The organism is Neobacillus driksii, assembly GCF_013409995.1.
Classification (GTDB): Bacteria; Bacillota; Bacilli; order Bacillales; family Cytobacillaceae; genus Neobacillus; species Neobacillus driksii.
Window position 1 is genome coordinate 143,667 of sequence record NZ_JACCBX010000013.1, and the last position, 20,799, is coordinate 164,465.

At 36.5% G+C, this 20,799-nt stretch carries 15 protein-coding genes; 8 read left to right on the plus strand and 7 right to left on the minus strand.

Annotated features, from left to right (window positions below; genetic code table 11):
* The first annotated feature begins 174 nt into the window (after positions 1-174).
* Positions 175-1,470 carry an MFS transporter gene (locus tag F4694_RS25170; RefSeq protein ID WP_179602662.1) on the plus strand — a complete coding sequence of 432 codons (1,296 nt, stop codon included), beginning with the start codon at positions 175-177 and terminating at the stop codon, positions 1,468-1,470.
* A gap of 79 nt (positions 1,471-1,549) precedes the next feature.
* On the opposite strand, the gene F4694_RS25175 is transcribed toward F4694_RS25170, so the two are convergent.
* On the minus strand, positions 1,550-3,355 hold the full coding sequence (locus F4694_RS25175; RefSeq protein ID WP_179602663.1) for a V4R domain-containing protein: 1,806 nt from the start codon (positions 3,353-3,355) through the stop codon (positions 1,550-1,552).
* A gap of 176 nt (positions 3,356-3,531) precedes the next feature.
* Between F4694_RS25175 and F4694_RS25180 the strand changes: the two genes are divergently transcribed.
* The 4 genes from F4694_RS25180 (at position 3,532) to F4694_RS25195 (ending at position 7,841) form a co-directional block, all read left to right on the plus strand.
* Positions 3,532-4,428 (plus strand): alpha/beta fold hydrolase, encoded by an 897-nt coding sequence (locus F4694_RS25180; protein WP_179602664.1) that lies wholly within the window; start codon positions 3,532-3,534, stop codon positions 4,426-4,428.
* Between the two features lie 25 nt (positions 4,429-4,453).
* The gene (locus tag F4694_RS25185) at positions 4,454-5,623 is read left to right on the plus strand and encodes an acyl-CoA dehydrogenase family protein (protein ID WP_179602665.1); all 1,170 of its coding nucleotides are present in this window, start codon (positions 4,454-4,456) and stop codon (positions 5,621-5,623) included.
* Between the two features lie 89 nt (positions 5,624-5,712).
* A complete protein-coding gene (locus F4694_RS25190; RefSeq protein WP_179602666.1) occupies positions 5,713-6,693 on the plus strand; it encodes a VOC family protein in 981 nt (326 codons plus the stop codon).
* A gap of 107 nt (positions 6,694-6,800) precedes the next feature.
* Positions 6,801-7,841 (plus strand): AbrB family transcriptional regulator, encoded by a 1,041-nt coding sequence (locus tag F4694_RS25195; RefSeq protein WP_218895834.1) that lies wholly within the window; start codon positions 6,801-6,803, stop codon positions 7,839-7,841.
* A gap of 204 nt (positions 7,842-8,045) precedes the next feature.
* Here the strand turns inward: F4694_RS25195 and F4694_RS32445 are convergent, their stop codons facing one another.
* Together F4694_RS32445 and F4694_RS25215 are read right to left on the minus strand one after the other, a co-directional pair.
* Positions 8,046-9,416, minus strand: a complete 1,371-nt coding sequence (locus F4694_RS32445; RefSeq protein ID WP_257029388.1) for a tyrosine-type recombinase/integrase — start codon at positions 9,414-9,416, stop codon at positions 8,046-8,048.
* A 1,399-nt stretch (positions 9,417-10,815) separates the two neighbouring features.
* Positions 10,816-11,670, minus strand: coding sequence for an SDR family oxidoreductase (locus tag F4694_RS25215; protein WP_179602668.1), 855 nt, complete (start codon positions 11,668-11,670; stop codon positions 10,816-10,818).
* A 245-nt stretch (positions 11,671-11,915) separates the two neighbouring features.
* On the opposite strand from F4694_RS25215, the gene F4694_RS25220 reads away from it, so the two are divergent.
* Entirely contained in the window at positions 11,916-12,467 is a 552-nt protein-coding gene (locus F4694_RS25220) for a TetR/AcrR family transcriptional regulator (RefSeq protein WP_179602669.1), read from the plus strand.
* An 827-nt stretch (positions 12,468-13,294) separates the two neighbouring features.
* On the opposite strand, the gene F4694_RS25225 is transcribed toward F4694_RS25220, so the two are convergent.
* The 4 genes from F4694_RS25225 to F4694_RS25240 all read right to left on the minus strand — a co-directional run bounded on the left by F4694_RS25225 (position 13,295) and on the right by F4694_RS25240 (position 19,115).
* A complete protein-coding gene (locus tag F4694_RS25225; RefSeq protein WP_179602670.1) occupies positions 13,295-13,540 on the minus strand; it encodes a hypothetical protein in 246 nt (81 codons plus the stop codon).
* 825 nt (positions 13,541-14,365) lie between these two features.
* Entirely contained in the window at positions 14,366-14,851 is a 486-nt protein-coding gene (locus F4694_RS25230; protein ID WP_179602671.1) for a VanZ family protein, read from the minus strand.
* Between the two features lie 236 nt (positions 14,852-15,087).
* Positions 15,088-15,561 carry a DinB family protein gene (locus F4694_RS25235; RefSeq protein ID WP_179602672.1) on the minus strand — a complete coding sequence of 158 codons (474 nt, stop codon included), beginning with the start codon at positions 15,559-15,561 and terminating at the stop codon, positions 15,088-15,090.
* Positions 15,562-16,022: 461 nt separating this feature from the next.
* Positions 16,023-19,115 (minus strand): EAL domain-containing protein, encoded by a 3,093-nt coding sequence (locus tag F4694_RS25240; RefSeq protein ID WP_179602673.1) that lies wholly within the window; start codon positions 19,113-19,115, stop codon positions 16,023-16,025.
* A 453-nt stretch (positions 19,116-19,568) separates the two neighbouring features.
* On the opposite strand from F4694_RS25240, the gene F4694_RS25245 reads away from it, so the two are divergent.
* Positions 19,569-20,078 carry a DUF3231 family protein gene (locus F4694_RS25245; RefSeq protein ID WP_179602674.1) on the plus strand — a complete coding sequence of 170 codons (510 nt, stop codon included), beginning with the start codon at positions 19,569-19,571 and terminating at the stop codon, positions 20,076-20,078.
* A gap of 14 nt (positions 20,079-20,092) precedes the next feature.
* Complete coding sequence (locus tag F4694_RS25250) at positions 20,093-20,557, plus strand: DUF3231 family protein (protein WP_179602675.1); 465 nt, start codon at positions 20,093-20,095, stop codon at positions 20,555-20,557.
* The last annotated feature ends 242 nt before the right edge of the window (positions 20,558-20,799 follow it).

Genomic DNA, 20,799 nt, shown 5'->3' on the forward strand with positions numbered 1-20,799 from the left:
TTTGTTTTAAAAGTATGTCTAGTAAAACATAAGGGAGGTGTGAAATGAATTTTTTGAAAACGCTAACATTAACTTGAAGAAAAACAGTTACCTGAAGAATTTTCGGAAGAATCTGATAATATTATCACGAAATGATGTGGATGAGAAAATACGGTAATTCAAGGGGGATTTTACATGCGTTGGGTTGTATTAGGATTTCTATTCTTGCTATCTGTTTTAAACTATACGGATAAATCAGTTTTAGGCTTAGCCGCAGAACCAATCATGTCTGAACTAAATTTATCTTACGATCAGTTTGGTTTGGTGGGAAGTAGCTTCTTCGCTGCATACGCTGTCGGAAGTATTGTTTTAGGTACATTAACGTATCGTTTCAACTCAAAATATTTATTAATGATGATTGCTACTGGCTGGACAATTTCATTAGCAAGTGCGTATTTTGTCGAAACGTTGCCACACTTAATTTTACTCCGTGTTGTCTTAGGTTTCTTCGAGGGTTCTACGCTTGGTTTTTGCCTAGTACACCTTGCACGATGGTTCACTAGTGCACAACGTGGTGTTGCCACAGCTATTATGACTTCCGGTACAACAGTTGGTACGTATTTAGCAGCACCAATTTTAGTTATGGGAATTACAAACTTAGGCTGGCAGCATACTTTCGCAATGTTAGGAGTAGCAAGCTTTGCATGGGCACTCTTCTTCTTCTTTATGAGAGACGAACCAAAGCAGCCACTGGTCGAGGACGTAAAATCTTTAGCTTCTAACAAGGAAGTACCATTCAAGTATATATTAAAAGTATTATTCAACCCGTATGTATTATCAATTTTAGTTATAGGTTTCGTATCAATGTGGATTACAACTTGGGTTCTTACATGGGCACCAACTTACTTAACACAAATCGTTGGCCTTAAGCAGCAAAGTATGAGCTTAATATTCGCTGGAATGGGCATTGCTGGTACAGTATTCGCAATTTGTGCAGGAAAATTTACAGACGTCTTATTTAAGAAAAATAAAAGCCTTATCAAATCTTATGACCGTGTATTAGTTACGGTATTACTTGTTGGTGCTGCCTCTTACGCAATGACAACCATTGTATCTTCACCAGTTTTAGCATGTATTTTCTTAGGGGTAGGCTTAATAATGAACACAAGCTTATTACCGTTAAATGCTGCGATTAAAACGTTGATCATCCCGAAAAACTTAGTAGGTAGTGTAACAGGTATTTCATTAGCGATTGCAAGTATGGCTGGTATAATTGGTCCATGGATTACTGGTTACTTGATCACACTTGCAGGTGATGACGTTCGCTCTGGCTTCAACGCAGGGGTGTTAGTTATAGTTAGTTTATATATTGTGTCTGCAATCGTGTTATTAGCTACACGTAAATTAAAAATTACAGCAACTGAAAAAGAAGACGCAAGTCGTGCTGCTGAAGAAGATCAAATGAACTTAGACATTGTTGTAGAGCAATAAATTCAACATGGGCTTGCTCGTGTAAAAGACTGTAGACAAACTCAAAAAAAATGAGTTTGTCTACAGTCTTTTTTGTTTTTTATCTTGCAAATTCCTCAAAGTTTAAGCTATCCGACAATATTAGCGCCTGAATAACTAATAAAGTATAGGCTGCTGTTGACGCGTTTTTCAGTGAAATTTGCAGCTGTTCCTCAATTTGCTTTATACGATATTGGATACCGCCGATTGATAACGTCAACTCATCCATCGTTTCTTTTAAGCGTTGGCTATTTAATAAATAGACGTAAAGCGTGTGCAACAATTCCTTTTTACGTGGATCATCGAAATTGTATAAATCTTTTAACGTCTTTTTCGCCATTTCATGCAGCTGCTCAATGCTCATGTTCTTTACGATATCACCAAGCATACCTAAATCTTCGTATTCCGTTAGCAGCTTCTGGTTTGGAAAGCGCTGTGCGACACGTGCCTCTTGTAAAGAACGTTCGAAATCTTTAAAGTTGCTAAACGTTCCGCTAAGACCGATTGAATATTTATAATTGCTATTTTGCTTCTCCATCTTTTGAAAAATTTTCGTGATCTTCTTTTGCCAACCCTGCCTATCGCTATTTAGTGAGTTAAGGAGAGCAATTTCCTCCCCGAGTACTGCAAAAATACATGATAAATCCCACTCTTTTGCCAGCTTAGATAACTCTGTCAGCTGTTCATGAATGTCAATAATTTCATGATTTTTCTTTTTCTTTTTTACACTAATAATACCTGTAGAAAATGGAGGCTGAAACTTAAACGGCAAAAATTTATAGTAAGATTCGATATCTTTAATATTTCGATTATGAATTAAGCGCTCTAATAGTGAGCTGCGCATACGTTGCTGCTCTTCAAACTGCGCCTCTTCGTATAAAATACATAACGCCACGACCGTTGAAATACGTTCTAAAAATAGGTGGTCGTTTTCATCCATATGCTTTTCATCAAAGTAAATAAACGAACAAGTGCCATAACTTTTTTTATTAATAAGAACTGGTGCTGTCAACTTCCAGTATTTATCTCCCTTGTAATTCAAAACGTTGTGCTTATCGACAAACTGCGATAATTTCGCCTTATCTTTTTTTATTACTAGCTGTTGTTCCTCCGTTAAACCAACTTGACTTAAACTAGTGCCGTGAATATCCTCAATCAAAATCGGGATGTTCACCAGCTCGTATGCAGCCTGTACTATTTCATCCATTGAATGCTTATCTGTAACTTTTTGCGTGAGTTGACCATGAAATATTGAAATCTTTTCAAGCATCTGCTTATGATGCAAAAGTGCATCATATGTCATTTCAAGCTCGGATAATATGTTGTCGTTTTGATAAAGGTGAATAAGTTCTTCCTTCTCATTGAGCCAATCGCGCTCCAATCGAACTTTAAACTCGCAGCATGGATCACCTTTTGCGACGCATTTATACTCAATTGCAATAATTGACTCGCCAAACTCATATGTCAATGCACCACTTGCAAAGCCGCATAACATGTGACAAACACATTCATCTGCTAAACCGTAATTTTTCAGGTGTAATGCTGCTTCGAATGATTCTACCCATTGCCCCCACGTATCGATACATTCAACCGTGCCGTCCTGATGACGCACAATTTCCCCCTTGAAAATAACATCTTTTACGTGACCTAAGCGCGAATGTCTTTTACCGACAGGATTCACCGAGTTTTTATTTTGGAAATTATTTTTGGCTGATTCCATCCCAAACTCTTTACCAAATCGGAATAAAAAGCCTTTCGTTTTATGAGATCCAATGTTGTTAAATAAATTGTTTTTTAATGTGTGGAAGGCATTTGCAGACATTAAAATATTTTTCGTTTCGCTAGAATCAAATGCAATTTCACTCATTAAAATCACATCCCCTTTGGTATTCTATTTCCCATATTACAAAAACAAATTCCAATTTTCAATAAATTTTAAAGATTATTACTATTTATACAATAAAAATCACTATTATATTTAAAATTTTCAACAGTTATACTCAAAACAGAAAATAACAACTAATCAGTACAGGGGGCAAAACGATGACAATTTTTGAAGGATTCCATAATAGCTTCGTATTAGCAAACGGTGTACGTACACATTATTCCTGGGCCGGAACAGAAGGACCAGCTGTAATTTTATTACATGGTGCAGGACCCGGAGCTTGCGGCGCAGCGGGCTGGCGTTTTATGTTACCTGCATTAGCAAAAGCTGGCTTTCGCGCATATGCAGTAGACCAACTATCAATGGGGTTCACAGATGCACGCCCTCACGCATGGCCAGTAAATGGACATCAAAGCTTAGTGGACCATGTACATGATTTTATTGAAGCATTATGCCTAGATGAGGTATCACTTGTAGGCAACTCTCAAGGTGCTTACATTGCGGCTAAATATGCAATTGACCACCCGGAAAAGGTAAATAGGGTTGTTTACATCGGCAGTAATACCATGTATCAAGCAATGCAGGAAGTACCCGAAAGAAAGCTCCGTTCATTCTTAGAAGTGATTGGTTACGACTATACAGAAGAATCATTACGGAAATTTATGTACCGCAATTCAAGTGAAGACACAGTCATACCGGAAGAACTAATTCAACTGCGTCATCAAGCAGCAACCCGCCCAGGCGTAAGAGAATCAAATCAAGCGTTCGATGCTTACTTAGCAAAAATGAATGAAGATCCAAAGCTATGGGATCGTTACTGCATCAAAGATGCATTACCAAAATTAAAAATCCCTAGCATTTTCATTTGGGGTAACCAAGATTCTGTTGCACCAGTGGAGACAGGTTATAAGCTTGAGAAATTATTACCGAACATTAAATTCGAATATATCGAAAACTGCGGTCACCAAGCACAAACGGACCAACCAGAAATTGTGAACAAACTTGTCATCGATTTTTTAGCAGCGGGAAAAGATCAAGCAGTCACAGCACAATAAACTATTTTTTGAAAGGAATGATCAAATGGTAACAGTAGTTGAAAATAAGGCGACTTATGAAGAAATCATACAAAAAGCAAAACGTATCGGCGAAGCTGCAGAGTTAGAAGCAATCGAAGCAGACCTAAACTCGACAATCTCTCATCGTATCGCGGATATTATCCGCGAGGAGGGAATTCACCGTTTGATTTTACCGAAAGAGTTTGGCTATCCACAACTGGATTGGCGCACGTTCGTTGATATGGTAAGTACAGTTGGTTACCACAACTTATCTGCTGCGTGGTTAACCTACTTCTTCTCCGTGCACAACTCTTGGGTATGCTACTATCCGAGGCACATCCGTGATGAAGTTATTAACCAAGGCGGTTTCGTAGCGGATGTATTTGCACCAATCGGCAAAGTAGAATCAGTTGAAAACGGCTATATCGTTTCAGGTAAGTACAACTTTGTAAGCGGTATCAATTATAGCGATTGGGTCGGCGTTGGCGCAATTATGAAATTCGATGACAGCGACGTACCTGAGCGTGTAGGTATACTATTAAAAGTTTCTGACTTAGAAGTTGTGAACACTTGGGATTCTCTTGGTCTTCGTGGATCAGGCAGTAATACATTAATCGTCGACAGAGTGTCCGTAAAACCAGATGCCATCCTACGCTTTAGCAAAATTATCGAAAAGAGCCAGCCGCCATATGAAGAGTTCGATCAAGACTACTTATACTACAACACACCATTCTACCCTGGCTTCTATGTAGGGTTCGCAGCAATGGCTGTTGGTGGTGCAGAGCGTGTACTTGACGAATTTGAAAAGCATACAGCAGGCCGCGTACGCTTCTCTGGCATAAACGAAAAAGATTCACCTGCGAGCCAACGCGTGCTTTCAGAGTTAAAACTTGAAATGCTTTCTGCTAAAGGTTTATTAAATGAATACATTGCAATGATGGAAACAGATAAAGGCGGCCCGTACGAAGGGGCAAAATATAAAGCTATCCGTGCAAAGATTATTGATAGGTGCACACAAATCGGTGTTAAATCACTCCTTACTTTAGGTGGACACGCATTATTAAAAGGTCACCCAGTAGAGCTATTCACTCGTGACTTAATGGCAATCGCCACTCACATTACTTCTTTATATGAAGACGGCATTTTAGGTTACGGCAGACACTTATTCGGCGTGAATACAAACATTCAAGGGTAATAGTAGTATTCGAAAATATGATTTAAAAAGAGTGGATTAGTATTTCACATGTCCTCTTATAAAAACAACTAATTATGAGGTGAAAATAAATGGAAAAATTTCATTACGCACCGGAAATTGCAAAATTAGGACACGTAGCTTTAGTGTCAGCAGATCTTGAAAAATCTTTATGGTTCTTCCGCGACACAATCGGATTAGAAGAAACAGAAGTGGTAGATGGCGTACACTACTTACGAGCTTGGGGCGACTTCGAACACCATACATTATCAATTACAGCTGGTGAAACTTCTTACATCGATCACATCGGCTGGCGTACAAAACGTCGCGAGGACGTAGCAACTTTCGCAAAATTATTAGAAGATGCCGGTACAGAAGTACGTTGGATAGAGGCAGGCGAAGAAGTGGCGCAAGGTGAATCCATCCGCTTCAAATTACCAAGTGGTCACCGCTTTGAACTTTACTACGATATGGAAAAAACACCTGCTGATGAATCTCGTAAATCAGTACTTAAAAATCAAACATATAAATCTTGGGCAAAAGGTGTATCTCCACGCCGTATTGACCATGTAAACTTACAAACTTCTCACGATAACGCTGAAATCGTAAAATATTTACAAGAAGCATTAGGTTTTAAGTTGCGCGAATATTTCGTAAATCCAGACGACGTACAAGTAGCAAGCTGGTTATCAGTAACAAACTTAGTACATGACGTAGCCATCATGTCTACACCACGATCTAAAGAACCAAACGAAATGCACCATATCGCTTACTGGTTAGACAACGCTCAAGATTTACTGCGTGCTGCTGACATTTTATGCGAATCAGAAGTACAATTCGTTGGTCCTGGTAAACATGGAATTTCTCAAGCCATGTACATTTACGTAAAAGACCCAGGAAGCGGCTTACGTCTTGAAATCTTTACAAACGGCTACTTAATCTTCGAGCCAGACTGGGAGCCAGTGAAATGGACTTATGAAGAATATTTGAAAAATGGTTCCGCATACTGGGGTGATCGCCGCCGCGACGACGTAGATCGTGAAGCACAAGTAAAAGAATTAGCGAAATCATAATAACTAAACCACCAGTATTCATGACGATGAACGCTGGTGGTTTCTTAAGTAATAAATGTAGTTACGAATATTATCATAGGAAGGGGTGTTACTGACTGTTGAAAGCAATGTTAAAGGTGCTAATTTTATCTTTAATTGGCGGTTATATTTTTAGCCTGCTGCACATCCCTATTCCTTGGATGCTCGGCCCCATTGTTATCGTCATGTTAGCCCAATTTGTTTATAAAGGGCCGCTCAAATGGTCCGGCCAAATGCGTGATTTAGGTGTGGTCATGGTTGGTACCGTCATTGGTGTACAATTTAACACCGATTTATTCGGTATGATGGGCTCCATTTTATTTTACATGATCACGCTAAACGTTATTTTAATCGGCGGCTCTATCGGCATCGCCTACTTAACGAGTAGATGGGCAAAAATCCCAATGAAAGCTGCAGTATTAGGCGCTATCCCTGGTGGTTTAGGTCAAATCGTCGTTTTTGCCGAGGAAGAAAAAGTTAAAGAAATTGGCGTTATTTCTTATTTTCAAGTAATCCGGTTATTACTAGTCGTTGTGTTCGTACCTTTTATCGTCGCTGGCCAAGTAATTAGTAAGCATCCAACAGACGCGAAGTTAACGATTAGTTTAGTATTATTAATTGCACTTGCATGGGTATGCTCTCATTTAACGAAACGCATCCATTTACCAGTCGCGTTTTTCATCACACCGATTATTTTGTTAATTACGCTGCAACTCACAACACCAATCGCCATGCCACAAGTACCTGGCATATTAATGGACGTCGCACAGCTATTAATCGGCGCCCATATTGGCTTAATGCTCAAGCCACATATGATTAAGCTTCCGGTCCGTGTACTTGCAGGCGGCATTTTTAGCGCAATCGCACTGATTGCCCTAACATTCGGGTCGAGCTTCCTAATGTCATTTGCAATGGACACAACATTCGCTACAAGTTTTCTAAGCACAGCCCCAGGCGGCTTAGATCAAATGGTATTATTAGCTGATGAAGTTAAAGCAGAAGTCTCGCTCGTTTCGATGTTCCAAACGTTCAGGCTGCTATTCATCTTTATTTTAATTATGCCTTCAATGAAAATGTTTTACCGTTGGAGAGAAAGAAAGAAATTTTCTGCAATTAAGGAAGCAGTGTAGTTAACCATATATAATAGAAGGAATTTACTAATTAAATTCTTTTGAAGAACAAGAAAGGCAACAGCCAGTAGGGTTAGTTGCCTTTATTTAAAATAAGTTGGGACACACACTCGACGTGTGTTGAGTGTATGTGGCAACACATGGGGTGCTGGTGAGTTTTTCAAGCAGTTGAATCAATTATTCCATTGGAATCAATGATCTAAACTAAAAATCCGGACGCGATTGCATAATATCCCAGATGTTTGTACTATTAATGCTAAAGAGGGTAGCAGACCTGCTGTTATTAGGAGAATATCCTAATAACACTTGCAACATATTCCACTGATATCCCTCTTCTAACATAATTCTGACAAATGTATCTCTAAAAGTTCTTGGAGAAATGTTCTTAGTTATATTGGTTCCTTTTACTATCTTATCTATTGCTCTTTCAATACTTCTAGTTCCAATTTGCTGATACGGTTTTCTTCCTGTTATAAAAAGATAACTTAATTTATCATCACGTTTGTCAAGGTAAATTTTTAAATATTTTTCCGCTTTAGGTGTTAAAAAAACAACTCTCCTTCGCTTGGAAGAATTAATATTAATTGTTTTGTTAGACCAATTAATATCAGTGAGTTGAATTTCTCCTAGTTCGGACAAATGACATCCAGTCGAAAGTAACACCTCTACTAGCGCACGCTCTCTAGGTGTCCTACAAGCACTCCTTATTTCTCTAAGTTCGGTATTATTAAGTCCATCGTTCCCTTTTTTATGAACTTTATAAGGTTTAATCTTATCAACCGGATTTCTTTCAATTATATTTTCTTGTACTAACCAATCAAAGAAGACTTTTAAAATGCCTCTTACCACCTCCATAGTGTTTTTTGAATTGATCGAATAATTATCCTCCCTATGCTTAAGGAATTCCTTAATTTTAGCGGTATCAATTTCATCTATTGGACTATTATTAAAGTAATTTTGAAAAATTCTAAGGTTGTTCTTGTAATTATCCAATGTACTTTTGACAAGCCCATGTCTTTCCTTATCATCTATATAAATGTTTATATTATATTCGATACTCATTTCGTCGGGTCTTAATCTTTCTTTCCCTTTTACCCATCCCCTAAATTTGTATTCAGTTTCATCCTTCCTTACAAATTCATGTAAAGCTAATGAAACTTCGGTAGATATTTGATTTATATCTTCTACAGTGCTAACAAAATTTGACATTACCATCTCTTTAAAAGATTTATATTTTTCAAAAGAAGGGTTTACAGCTTCATGCTCATAAACCTTTAGTTGTATATCTTGACTTTTTTTATTTGCTAGAAACTGATCATTTAAGACAATTGCAAATACCGGGATGTTATTGGACATTGCAAACTCATATTCTAAATGAGTGTAACTTTTCCCACTCTCCGGTTCAATAGATCCATATCTCCCACCTAAAATTAGCAATAATAGATCTGAGTCTTTTATCCACTCTTTAATTATATCCCATTGAGTTTTATCGCTAGGGATAAATAACTCCATTCCTGCAGGAATATGCTTTGATCTTAATATTCCCTCAACGGCTTTTTGTCTTTCATTTTTCAAATCTAAACTAGGTTGAAGAAACAAACACTTGTAACTTTTTACTCAACTTGCCCACATCCACTCATTATGTAATTTTCGGCAATCTACTATTAGTAGACTACTAAAAATCCAAATTTTGTAATAATCATTTAAAAAATGAAAGACTCAGCATCCTATACCTTGACCTCCGAACTATTCCACCAAAAACACCATCAACGGTACATAAATTCCTTCAGTAAAGTGTTGCACCTATTTCCCTAAAAGGTTGTATTAACATCACAGGTAAATCCCCAAAAGGGTCAGAGCCGCTACCTCTGTCAAAACGCTGTAATTTGATAGTTTTAACATGAGAAAACTACGAAAAGAATATCAACAATAGTCGACCCCTACCCTGAAAGCGACTATAAATAAACAGGTAAGGTGAGCTGAGCCACTGCATAAAATCAGCGTACTCTCCATCAGTCAAGGATTTTTCCGCTGTTTAGGTCCGGGAGAGGAGTCTTAGAGAGGTGACGACGACCTCTTGCAGTAACGGTACGGGTGGAATCCTGGCTCCTAGTGGGGCGTAGCAGATAAACTATACAGCATCGGGCAGGATTGATATTGTGTTTATCTGAAAAGAAAATTTTGTGTAAAACAGCGGTGACTCATAAGCTCTCAGCCCACTTATACAAAAGTGAAGTCAATACATCTACCCAATTCTATATGTATCTATGACTTTTCCTACATATAGGGTAGGTGTATTATGAACTAACGCAACTCGCCAGCTTGCCAAAAGTATATATCTACCAGGTCCATACTCTAGGAAATGTTCGCTAATACTACAAGACACACAGAATTCATCTGGATAAGGTACTTCATTTAGCTGACAATTAATACAATTCAAATACATATTCAAGCCTGCAAGCTTAGCTTTAAAATATCTTCCACTGCTTCCTGTTATTTGTGTTGAAATATGTACCGGATTTAATAATTGCGATAGCTCACATATTGGTAGTAATCTTCAACAAAAGCACCCGATAGTTTAAGTAGAATCCTTCACAATCTCTTCTACACCTTAAGATAGCTCCAATTTAAATGTGTTCCTCCAGAATCTGATTGATTAAAAAACGACGCCTTCTTATTAAAGAAAAGCGCCCAATTGTTGAATAACTTTATCCATATATGATACGGTTCCCTGCGCTGTCTATAACGGCAAGTTTAACAGCGACCTGTTTGCTAGATATATTTTTTGTGCATGAAAAAGCATCTACAGCGGCGATGGCTGTAGATGCGACAATGCATGGCTATATGATTTCAGAGCGGCTAAGCGCAGTTGCAACAGCTGGACGGAGCCGCTAAGATGAATACCCCCGTTTAATTCAATTGGTTATGGGGCACTTTCCTGAGTTGTTCCATACATTCGTTTCACAAGAGTAAATTAATGAAATGCGGTTGACAGGATGGATTCAAGGGTTCGTGCTGGACGACCTGATAATTTTTCAATGTCCCCCGTAACGATATCGAAATCTCCATTAGAGAAGTTTTGCTGACTACTCACAACTAAATTGATGATCTCTGCCGGAAGTCCCCCTTGCTGAAGCTGTGCTTGTAGCGTCTCAACTGGTACTGTGATAAATGAAAGTGGTTTACCGCTAGCTTTCGCGATGAGTTCTGCACGCTGTGCACCTGTTAGGCTTTCTGGTCCAGTTCCGTTATAAATTGCACCATCGTGATCATCACCGAGTAGCAAACCAGCTGCTGCAGCGGCGATATCATCGCGTGAAACGAATGCGACTTTGTTTTCAGTGAGACCTGAAAGAACGCCATGAGCTAACGACATTTGCGCGTCCATGATGAAATACTCTGCATAGTAGTTCATGCGCAAAATGCTCCACTTGCTTGCTTTACGAATCAAATGCTGTTCGCTGACAAAGTAGTCAAATGCGATGTTCGATTTTTCCGTGTTGCGCACGCCTGTAGATGAAATAAGGACAATGTGTGGAACGCCGGCTTCTACAGCTGCATCAATAGCTGCAAGAAATTGTTCTGAACGACGACCAGGTATTACTTCGGACGACGGAATAAGTAGTAAGCGATTCAAACCTTTGTATGCCTCGATCAGCGAAGATGGTTGATTGTAATCACCGAAACGTGCTTCCACGCCATCAATTGCAATTTTCTCTGGAGAACGCGTGATTGCTACAACACTATGTTGTCCAGCCGCACGCTCCAACAATTCTTTTACCGTTGCTCCACCTAATTGTCCACTAGCACCACTTACACCAATTTTCATGATTAACTTACCTCCTATTTATAATTTTCCTTTTTAAATCATTTATGAAACATAAAGATTAAATACAACAAGTGATAGAATGGTTAATCATTCTCTTACCACGTCGATTTAACACCTTTCGCTTAGCCAACACTTGTTGTATAATTAATATAACAAGTTGGATATCTATAAGCAATCGACAATATTACAGATCTATCGCTTAACCAACATAGTGATAAAAATGTCTAAGAAAAGGTGAGAGTTTTATGGAAAAACAAATCGATCCCCGTACTCTTCGCACCCGAAAGCTCATTATGGATGCATTTATAGAGTTATCGACGAAAAAGGATTTTAAAGACTTCACAATTGGGGATATTACATCTGCTGCAACGGTTAATCGCGCAACATTTTATAACCATTTCATTGACAAGTATGACTTGCTTGAAAAAGTGTTACGTGAAAGCGTGATGAGAGAAGTCCTTCAAGAAGTAAGTACGCATGAGGGCATTAACGAAGAGACGATTAGGGCTATTTTTATCTCGATTATTAAGTTCCAAACATCGATTAGTAACCAATGTCCGCGAAGTTATGAAGCATTTACACCCCAAATAGAAACGATCTTTAAAAATGAACTCCAAGCCTTTTTTTCAGAGTGGGCACAAAAACAATGGTCTAACAAAAACCGAATAGAAGTAGAGACTTTTTCGGTGATGTTAAGCTGGTCCCTTTATGGGGCTGCAATGCATTGGATGCAAGATCACACGACAAAACCAGAAGATTACGTAAAGCAAATAATGCATTTCATAAAACTAGAATAACTCGGATGAAGAAAATTTATTTGTATGAAAAAAGCATCTACAGCGGCGGTGGCTGTAGATGCAATTAAGTTAATGATAATATTGTCTGGTTACAACACAAAACACTTAAAAAACTTGATACAAATTACTTATTCATGAGCAGTACTGTCACATCTCATTTCGTACCATCAATATTAGGCATTCCACATGCGTCGAAGTTGCCTAAGCACCAGCCTGGAAATTGAGCATTGCCGCTTCGACATTCAGCTCAATTCTCCGCTTTACCACTATTTGTAATACGGTTCACCTTTTTTATGTTAAATCTATAATTATGTCTTCCACAATCTGGCCCGATTGTTGAACACCTACCCGATAAATAAAACCTTTTTAATAAAGTTATCATAAACGAAATTATTTGTTGCGTAGTATGTGTCCAATACGTTGGGACGATCACTTAACTAACGTGTGATCTCCATGATTTTAAATAGTATATTTGTACTGTGCAGCAAAAGACTAGGTTTATTTATTGTCCTTAACATAAGCATCCTTCAAAAAGAAATAGTCAGGGTTAATCCTTTACATCTTCCTTGCAAATTTCCCCAACTAGTTGCCATAATGCGTTCTTTACTTTATTTTTCGGTCCAAGCCTTTCACAAAGCTCTTCTACTTTCTTCTTAAACTCTTCCGATACACCATCATCTTGTTCTGCAATGTCTACAACTCCTTTTACTGAATAAGCGACTGCTCTTCTAGAACAATCGCTACCCGTTACTTTAAGTGTACTTCTTCACATAATTCTCGAATTGTTCACTAACTGTTAAATATTTTAGAGCCAGTCATTTGACCAGCTATTCTTCCTGAACGAACTTCACTTCATCGTGTCCACAATTGTTACAGTACATTAAATGAGGACAAATCTGATCTTTCGCTGTATTGGGAAAACCATCACCCATTTTTACAGTTTCTTCATCATTATAATGACCGTAAGGGTCTAAAAAATCGGATACCTTGCCAGAGTCTTCTAATCGAGAACTACATTCTGGACAATATATTTCTAACTCTTTAAACGAGTTACATATAGGGCACATAGCCATCAGTATCACTCCTTTTTGCTTTCTAATTAGTATCCATTTCTTTTATTGGTACTATGTAACAGAAAAAGGTATGATACTTGCGCGTTGCAACGCCTTATTAAACTCGTACCTCTGTGGATATTGATTTATAATTTTTTCAAAATAGACAACTTGTCCATTTCTTCAATTAAGAAGGTTTTTAATTATAAATTTCTTTATATCAAACATAATAAAAAAGGTCAGCTTCCATTACAGTCTTCATTCACGTAAAAAATATAGGCAAGGGGATAACTATGAGTGTAATTTCTACCCCATTATTAATTTCTATTGGAGCAACCCTATTAATAGTTTTTTACATTTTTAAAATAATGAAGGATTGATAATGGGAAACTAATCTCCCCATAATTTAGATATGTTAAGTGGAGTAATCTCACTACCGTTTATTCGTTTGTGAATTACTGGATTTTTAAAAGGATCATTATTTACATTGTCTTTGTTTTTATGACGTGCCCATACATCAACCCCCAAGAACTTCCTTAATGGCAGTTTTTTTTATTTCAATTTTAGTTGCAAGCATTTACAAGGGGCCATTTCTTCTGACCCGTGTGCCGTAATGGGACTTGATCCTAATAACTAATACGCACAACAATGAATAAAGTTTTAATATTTTGTAAAATTGACTCATTTCAAACCAGGTTGAAGCTAATTTAAAACTAGGAATATCTCGCATTATTCAACAGCATACACTCTTCAATTATCCAGCTTCTTTAGCTCAATAACAAAAAAGGATCGCCGCAGCAATCCGCCTTCTTCCACTATTGCACCCTTTAGTTTAAGAACAATTCTTCACAAACTCTTAGCTGGATATGAAGAATGTAACTTCTGAACAAATTTTGTTTTCCAAATTCCAAATCCTATCAAAGCACCAAACATATTAAGAATAAAATCATCAATGTCAAAACTTCCTCTTCTAAGAACTAATTGTGTTACTTCAATAACAAATAATAATATAATCATTGAAATTGAAAATCCACTTGCTTTGTTTATTCTTTTTATAAAGTAAGGCAGATAAATACCCATTGGTAAAAACATAATTAAATTTCCAGCGAGGTTTTTTATTGGTGAATCCATATTCATACTGCCGTCAAAAAACGCCTTAATATATGTACTTATTGTTTTAAATGGAATAAAATTCGAAGAACTCTTGATATATTCTACCAATGTCAAATCTGCCCATATATAACCTCTTGTACCTAAGAATAATAGGACTACCAATGCGAATAAATAAAACACGAAACTTAAACTAAAAACTACCTTAATTATTTTTTTCATTTTCTCCTCCGTTGTTTTTTCTTTGTATATAGCTGTAAAAATACAATAGCACCTATTCTAATATTAGACGACCAATAGTATTGTTTGGTTTTTAATTTATTAAATTAAATTAAATTAACCTGCCCCGTTAGCACAATAAGAAAAGCCGCCATAATGACAGCCTAGATTTTCAACTCTTGCACCCTTAAGTTCAAGTAGGTGCTAGTGTAACTTTTATTATTCCTGTTCTCCAGCATCTATTTCCAGCTATTTTGCAACTTCCGGATATAAATGATCTGACCAATGTGATATGCGTTATGAGTTGACACATTTCCGATTATTGCCCACCATTTCACGGTTCCTGGAAAACCATTAACATCACTTTCAACTTTTTCTTCAGATAATAACTCTTGCCAACGTAAAAGTACCTCTAATAGTTGTTCTTTTAAGTTAGCAAAAGTATTATTTTCAGGAATAATAAAGCTGTTATTATTATTTCCTATAGAAGGCACAGCATTAACGTGAGATTGTTGGTACCTTGTTTGCCATGTTTGATTCCAATATATAAGATGCTGTACAATTTCAGCAATACTATTACTTTCTTCGTTTGGCTTCCAAAATGCATGTTCCTCAGACAATCTTTCTACTGAATCTGAAAATGGTATGTACCAACTAGGGTCATTCGCATTTGCCAACAACTGATCCGATAAAACATCTTTTGCATGAACCATAACCAACACTCCTAATTTTTATATACTGTTCTTTTGAAAATTAATACAACGTCATTATATTATTTTCTACATTTATATTTAATGTCCTGTTTTTATTGCACAAACCTGCTTCGTTACTTCAATAGAGTTCAACAAAAAGAAGCGTTAATCCTTCTTGGATCAACGCACCCGTTAGTTTAAGTACAATATTTCACAATCCCTTTTTACAACACAATAAAAAGGATGAAACCATCGCGATTCCATACTTGATATTTCATTTTTTAATTCCTTTTAACAAAAGAAGGGATCTGAAGGTACCCAGCTTTAAATATGTTCCGATACTTTACCCGGCAATTGATTGGCTTGTAATATTCTATTACTTAAAACCCCTTGTCAGTGTTTACCTTTTGCATATGCGTTTTTTTTTCGACTATCCCAATTCCAAAATTGCCTTGATATTGTTAAATCGATTAGGCACATTTCTATTGTGAAGTATTTATTGGTAACCTAACTTCAACCGTAGTACCTTGATTTTCTTTACTTTTTACTATTATGGTCCCATTATGTTGCCGAACAATTCTATAACATAACATTAAACCCAAACCTGTACCTTTTTCTTTGTTGCTGTAGTATGGTTCACCTAATCGCTTAATTCGTTCTTTACTTAAACCAATTCCATTATCAATAATTTTCATTAGGAGATTTCCCTCTTCTACATAAACCTCAATTTTCACAAATCCTCCATTAGGAATTGCTTCAATGCTATTTTTTACAATATTAATGAAAACTTGTTTAATTTGGTTCATATCGCACAAAATTTGTGGAATATTTGGTTGAAATTCTTGAGAAATCTGTACGTTTCTCAAATTTGCTTCGGACTTTAGTAATATTGCAACGTCATTAAAAATAGTTTGAATATTAACCTTTTTCAATTGAATCTCCTGTGGTTTTGCAAGAGTTATAAATTCATTTAGAATTTCCTCAATTTGTTCAGATTCTTTAAAAATGATTTCAAAATATTCTTTGTTGATGCTTCCTTGCTCAAGAAGCTGGATAAACCCTTTTATTGACGTCAGAGGGTTTCTAACTTCATGTGCTACTCCTGCTGCAAGTTGACCAACAATTGATAGTTTTTCAGCTTTTGAGAGCTGTTCTTCCGTTATCCTTTTTTCAGTAATGTCTCTTCCAACTACAATAAAGTGTTCAGGTTCTCCATTTTTCCCAAGTACCGGCGTACAGACACCTTCAAATAATACGGAATTTCCATTAGCTTTCAAAAAATGAGCTTCCATCCTAGCTGGTGTTATAGATTTTATTACTTGTTGAAACCCCATTATTACGCTTTGTTTGTCTTCGGGATGTATTAAATCAAATGAACTTTCACCTACAAATGATCTTAATGGGGAACCGATTACATTAGCTAAGGATGGTGATGAATATAATATCTTTCCATTGATGTCCAATAACATTATTATGTCGGTCATATTTTCAGCAATAAGGCGATATTTAAACTCACTCTCCATTAAAGCTTTCTCTGCTTTTTTTCGTGCAGTTATATCAATACAAGACCCAATAACTTCAACTACATCTCCACCCTTTTTTATTGGGCGTAAAGTGGCTAAATAATTTATCCCATTTAATTCGTCTTCATAAGTAACAAATTCTTCTGCTTCCCAAGCCTTATTGTAGACGGCTGTTTTTTCCATAGCATTTTCATGAGGCAGAAATTCCTCTAAACTTTTACCAATAACTTGAGAAGGAATTATTCCAAAACGATACATTAATTCCCCATCACAGAGTGTATGAATGAATCGTTCATTAATTTTTTTAAACTTGAAAATCATACCTTGTTGTAATCGAATCGTATCTTGTAACTCTCTTTTAGCTTTTTCCAATAATTCTTTCATCCACATCTGCTCATTTAGATCCCTAGGGATTCCATGGTGTCCAACGAATTGTTCAATATTAGAACGTTTTTGTTCTAAATCATTGGCTAGTAACGGTTTACTTAAGAAAAATCCTTGCCCTTCATCGCATAAATGCTGCTGCAGAAAAACAAGTTGCTCCTTTGTTTCAATTCCTTCTGCAACTACTTTCAAATTTAAATTATGAGCCATTGTAATGATAGTTTTAACGATTGTTTCATCGTTAGGATTGTTATGAAGTTTTCTAACAAATGATTGGTCAATCTTTAAGGTGTCTACAGGGAAATATTTTAAATAGCTTAGAGAACTGAATCCAGTTCCAAAATCATCAATACTTATAAGAATACCAATCTTTTTTAGTTGCTGGAACATTAAAATTGTACTGTCAATATCAGCTGTCATACCTTCAGTAATTTCAACTTCTAAAAAATGTGGTTCAAGTCCTGTTTTTTTAAGAACAGCTTCAATTTTATTAATTAAATTTGGTTGATTAAATTGAATTGCTGACAAATTGACAGAAACAACTGTATTAAATCCTTGTTCTTGCCATATTTTGTTTTGTTTACAAGCAACATTCAAAGCCCATTCACCGATAGGTATAATTAATCCTGTTTCTTCAGCTATTGGAATAAATGTCCCAGGTGTAACCAATCCCCACTCTGGATGTTCCCATCGAATTAACGCTTCTACCCCCACTATTTTCCCTGTATATAAATTTATTTTAGGTTGATAGTGGAGGAATAACTGATCTTGTTCTATAGCTTTATAAAGCTCCACTTCCAACTTTAATGAGTCAATACTTCCTTCACCTTCATTACGTGAGTAAAACTTGAAATTACTTCCACTTGCTTTTTTGGCTCTATTCATAGCGAATGCTGCATTTTTCATTAGTAATTCTACACTTTGTCCATCCTTTGGAGACTGACTTATGCCAATACTTAGTGAAGTTTTTAGTTCAAAACCATTAATTAAAAATGGACTAGAAACCGATTCCATTACTTGATCAATAATAGAAGATATCTCCTTTTCATCACGGTATTCCAAAGCGACAAGAAACTCGTTTCCAGAATAGCGAGCAATAAAACCTAATATGTCTACAATCCTTTTTAGACGTTCTGCTGTTTGTTTTATTAATTGGTCACCTGTTTCATGACCAAATGTATCATTTACTTTTTCTATTTTGTTCATAGATATAAATATCACTGCAATAGACACTTCAAGAGATTGTAACTTATCATTTAAGTAATTATTAAAAAAATATCGGTTGGGTAAATCTGTTAAAACATCATAATTAGCTAGATAATTCATTTTTTCATACTCTTGCTTTGGTTGCGTAATATCTTTAAAAAATACTGACAAACCTTCAGCAGAAGGAAAAACCCTTATTTCAAACCATTTATTGTTAAAATACTCTTCAAATTCTATAGGTTCTTGTTCTGATAGCGCCCTTTTATATCGGGTTACAAATTTCTGTAGATCTTTATGTGGTAACGCATCAAAAATATATTGTCCAACGACATTTTCACGTTTAATTTGTAAAAGCCTTTCAGTAACATTATTTATGTATTCGATTTTTAAATCCCTATTTAAGGAGTAAAAAGCATCAGATACTCTTTCCAAAATGATCTCAGTATTGCTTGTCTTACTCAAAATTATATCTCCTTTCTATTAGAACAAAATAGAGTATTAATTATAATAATGTCCAACAAAACATGGTCACAATTAAATTCCAGTAGATTTATTATGTAATTTACCAAAGGATGAAACCATTAAGGTTCCATCCTTTGATAGTTCCATTATTCCCATTTAAAAATGACGGAATCCGAAGGAATCCAGCTTTAGTAAGTTAAGGAACTTCACTCGGCACTTGATCGGCTCCTTAAGTGGAACAACAAAAAAGGCTACCTTAGCAGCCAAATATTGTTGAACTCAAGCACCCGCTTGTTTAAGTATATTACTTCACATAATTGTGTACAATATGTCCTGTCAATAAAGCAAGTAGCCGTAAATTAATTCCTATAAAAGCAAATAAAAAAGTGCAAAATAAATTGGTTTTTGTCATGGCTTTGATAGGGTTAAAAAAGTTATTTTGGAGGCATAGCAATGATTAAAAAAATCGTAGAACTGGATGTATCGAATCTTTGGACCCCCTATCTCAACAACACGATGGCACGGTGCGTCAATTCCTATGCTTTAAAAACCATTATGGATTCCGACATCTATTCCATTTTTGAAAAAGCACAACAACTGTCCAATCATCTCCTTCAAATGATCACTGAGATTTTTCAAAAAGAACAGTTTCCCATTCCGCATGGATTTACGGAGAAAGATGTCCATCTTGATGCTCCTCGCTTATTTTCTGATGAATTTTGGCTGTTTTATCTTCACGGAATGACTACTCATGGATTAACCGCTTATTCACTCGGAATGACCATATCTCACAGGCTGGACGTACGAAGATTTTATTTAGAAGCATTCAAAGGCGCTTCTGAGATATATGATACGACCTTAGACATGTTAAAATCTAAGGGACTATCGGATCGGGTTCCTACCATCTCCTTGCCAGAAGAAGTGGAATTTGCTAAAAAAAAAGTTTTCTTGCCGGTTGGTTAGGGGAACATCGACCCTTGAACGTTATTGAAATCAGCAGTCTTTATTTTAATTTACAGAAGAGTACACTCGCAAAAGATTTAATCTTAGGTTTTAGCCAAACTGCTGAGTCCAAAGAAATTCGGACATTTTTCCAACGGGTGGTGGAACAGACAGAAGAGCATCTTTCGATTTTTCGTTCAATCCTGCATGAGGACTTTATCAGTTCGTCGATTTCCTGGGATACCCATATCACCGATTCCGAGACAGCACCTTTTTCCGATAAATTGATGATTTTCCATTGTGCCTTTCTTATTCAATCTGCCATGGCATATTATGGAACTGCCATGTCCGGTTCCATGCGGCGCGATCTAGGACTCAAATATGCTTCTGCAATTAAAAATGATGTCAAACTGGCGGAAGACTGTGCGGAAATCATGATTGCTAATGAATGGTTCGAGGAACCACCGCATTCCGTTGATCGTAGAGAATTATCTAATTGATAAAGTTTCCCTGAAAACCATCCTATATTGGGTTGGTTTTTATTATTGTTTTTCAACAAACCCGCTTCGTTAGCTCAATAAGAAAAAAAAAGCCACCAAGGTGGATTGAGTAAATATCCGGAAGTTTTAAAAAAATTCACTTCTTCCAATGCATGCTTCATTCTAAACTCTGCCATTTATTTAGCTTGTTCGGGAGTGCTCCCGTAACAATTCCAGGCAGATATCTTTCCTGTTGATGCCCA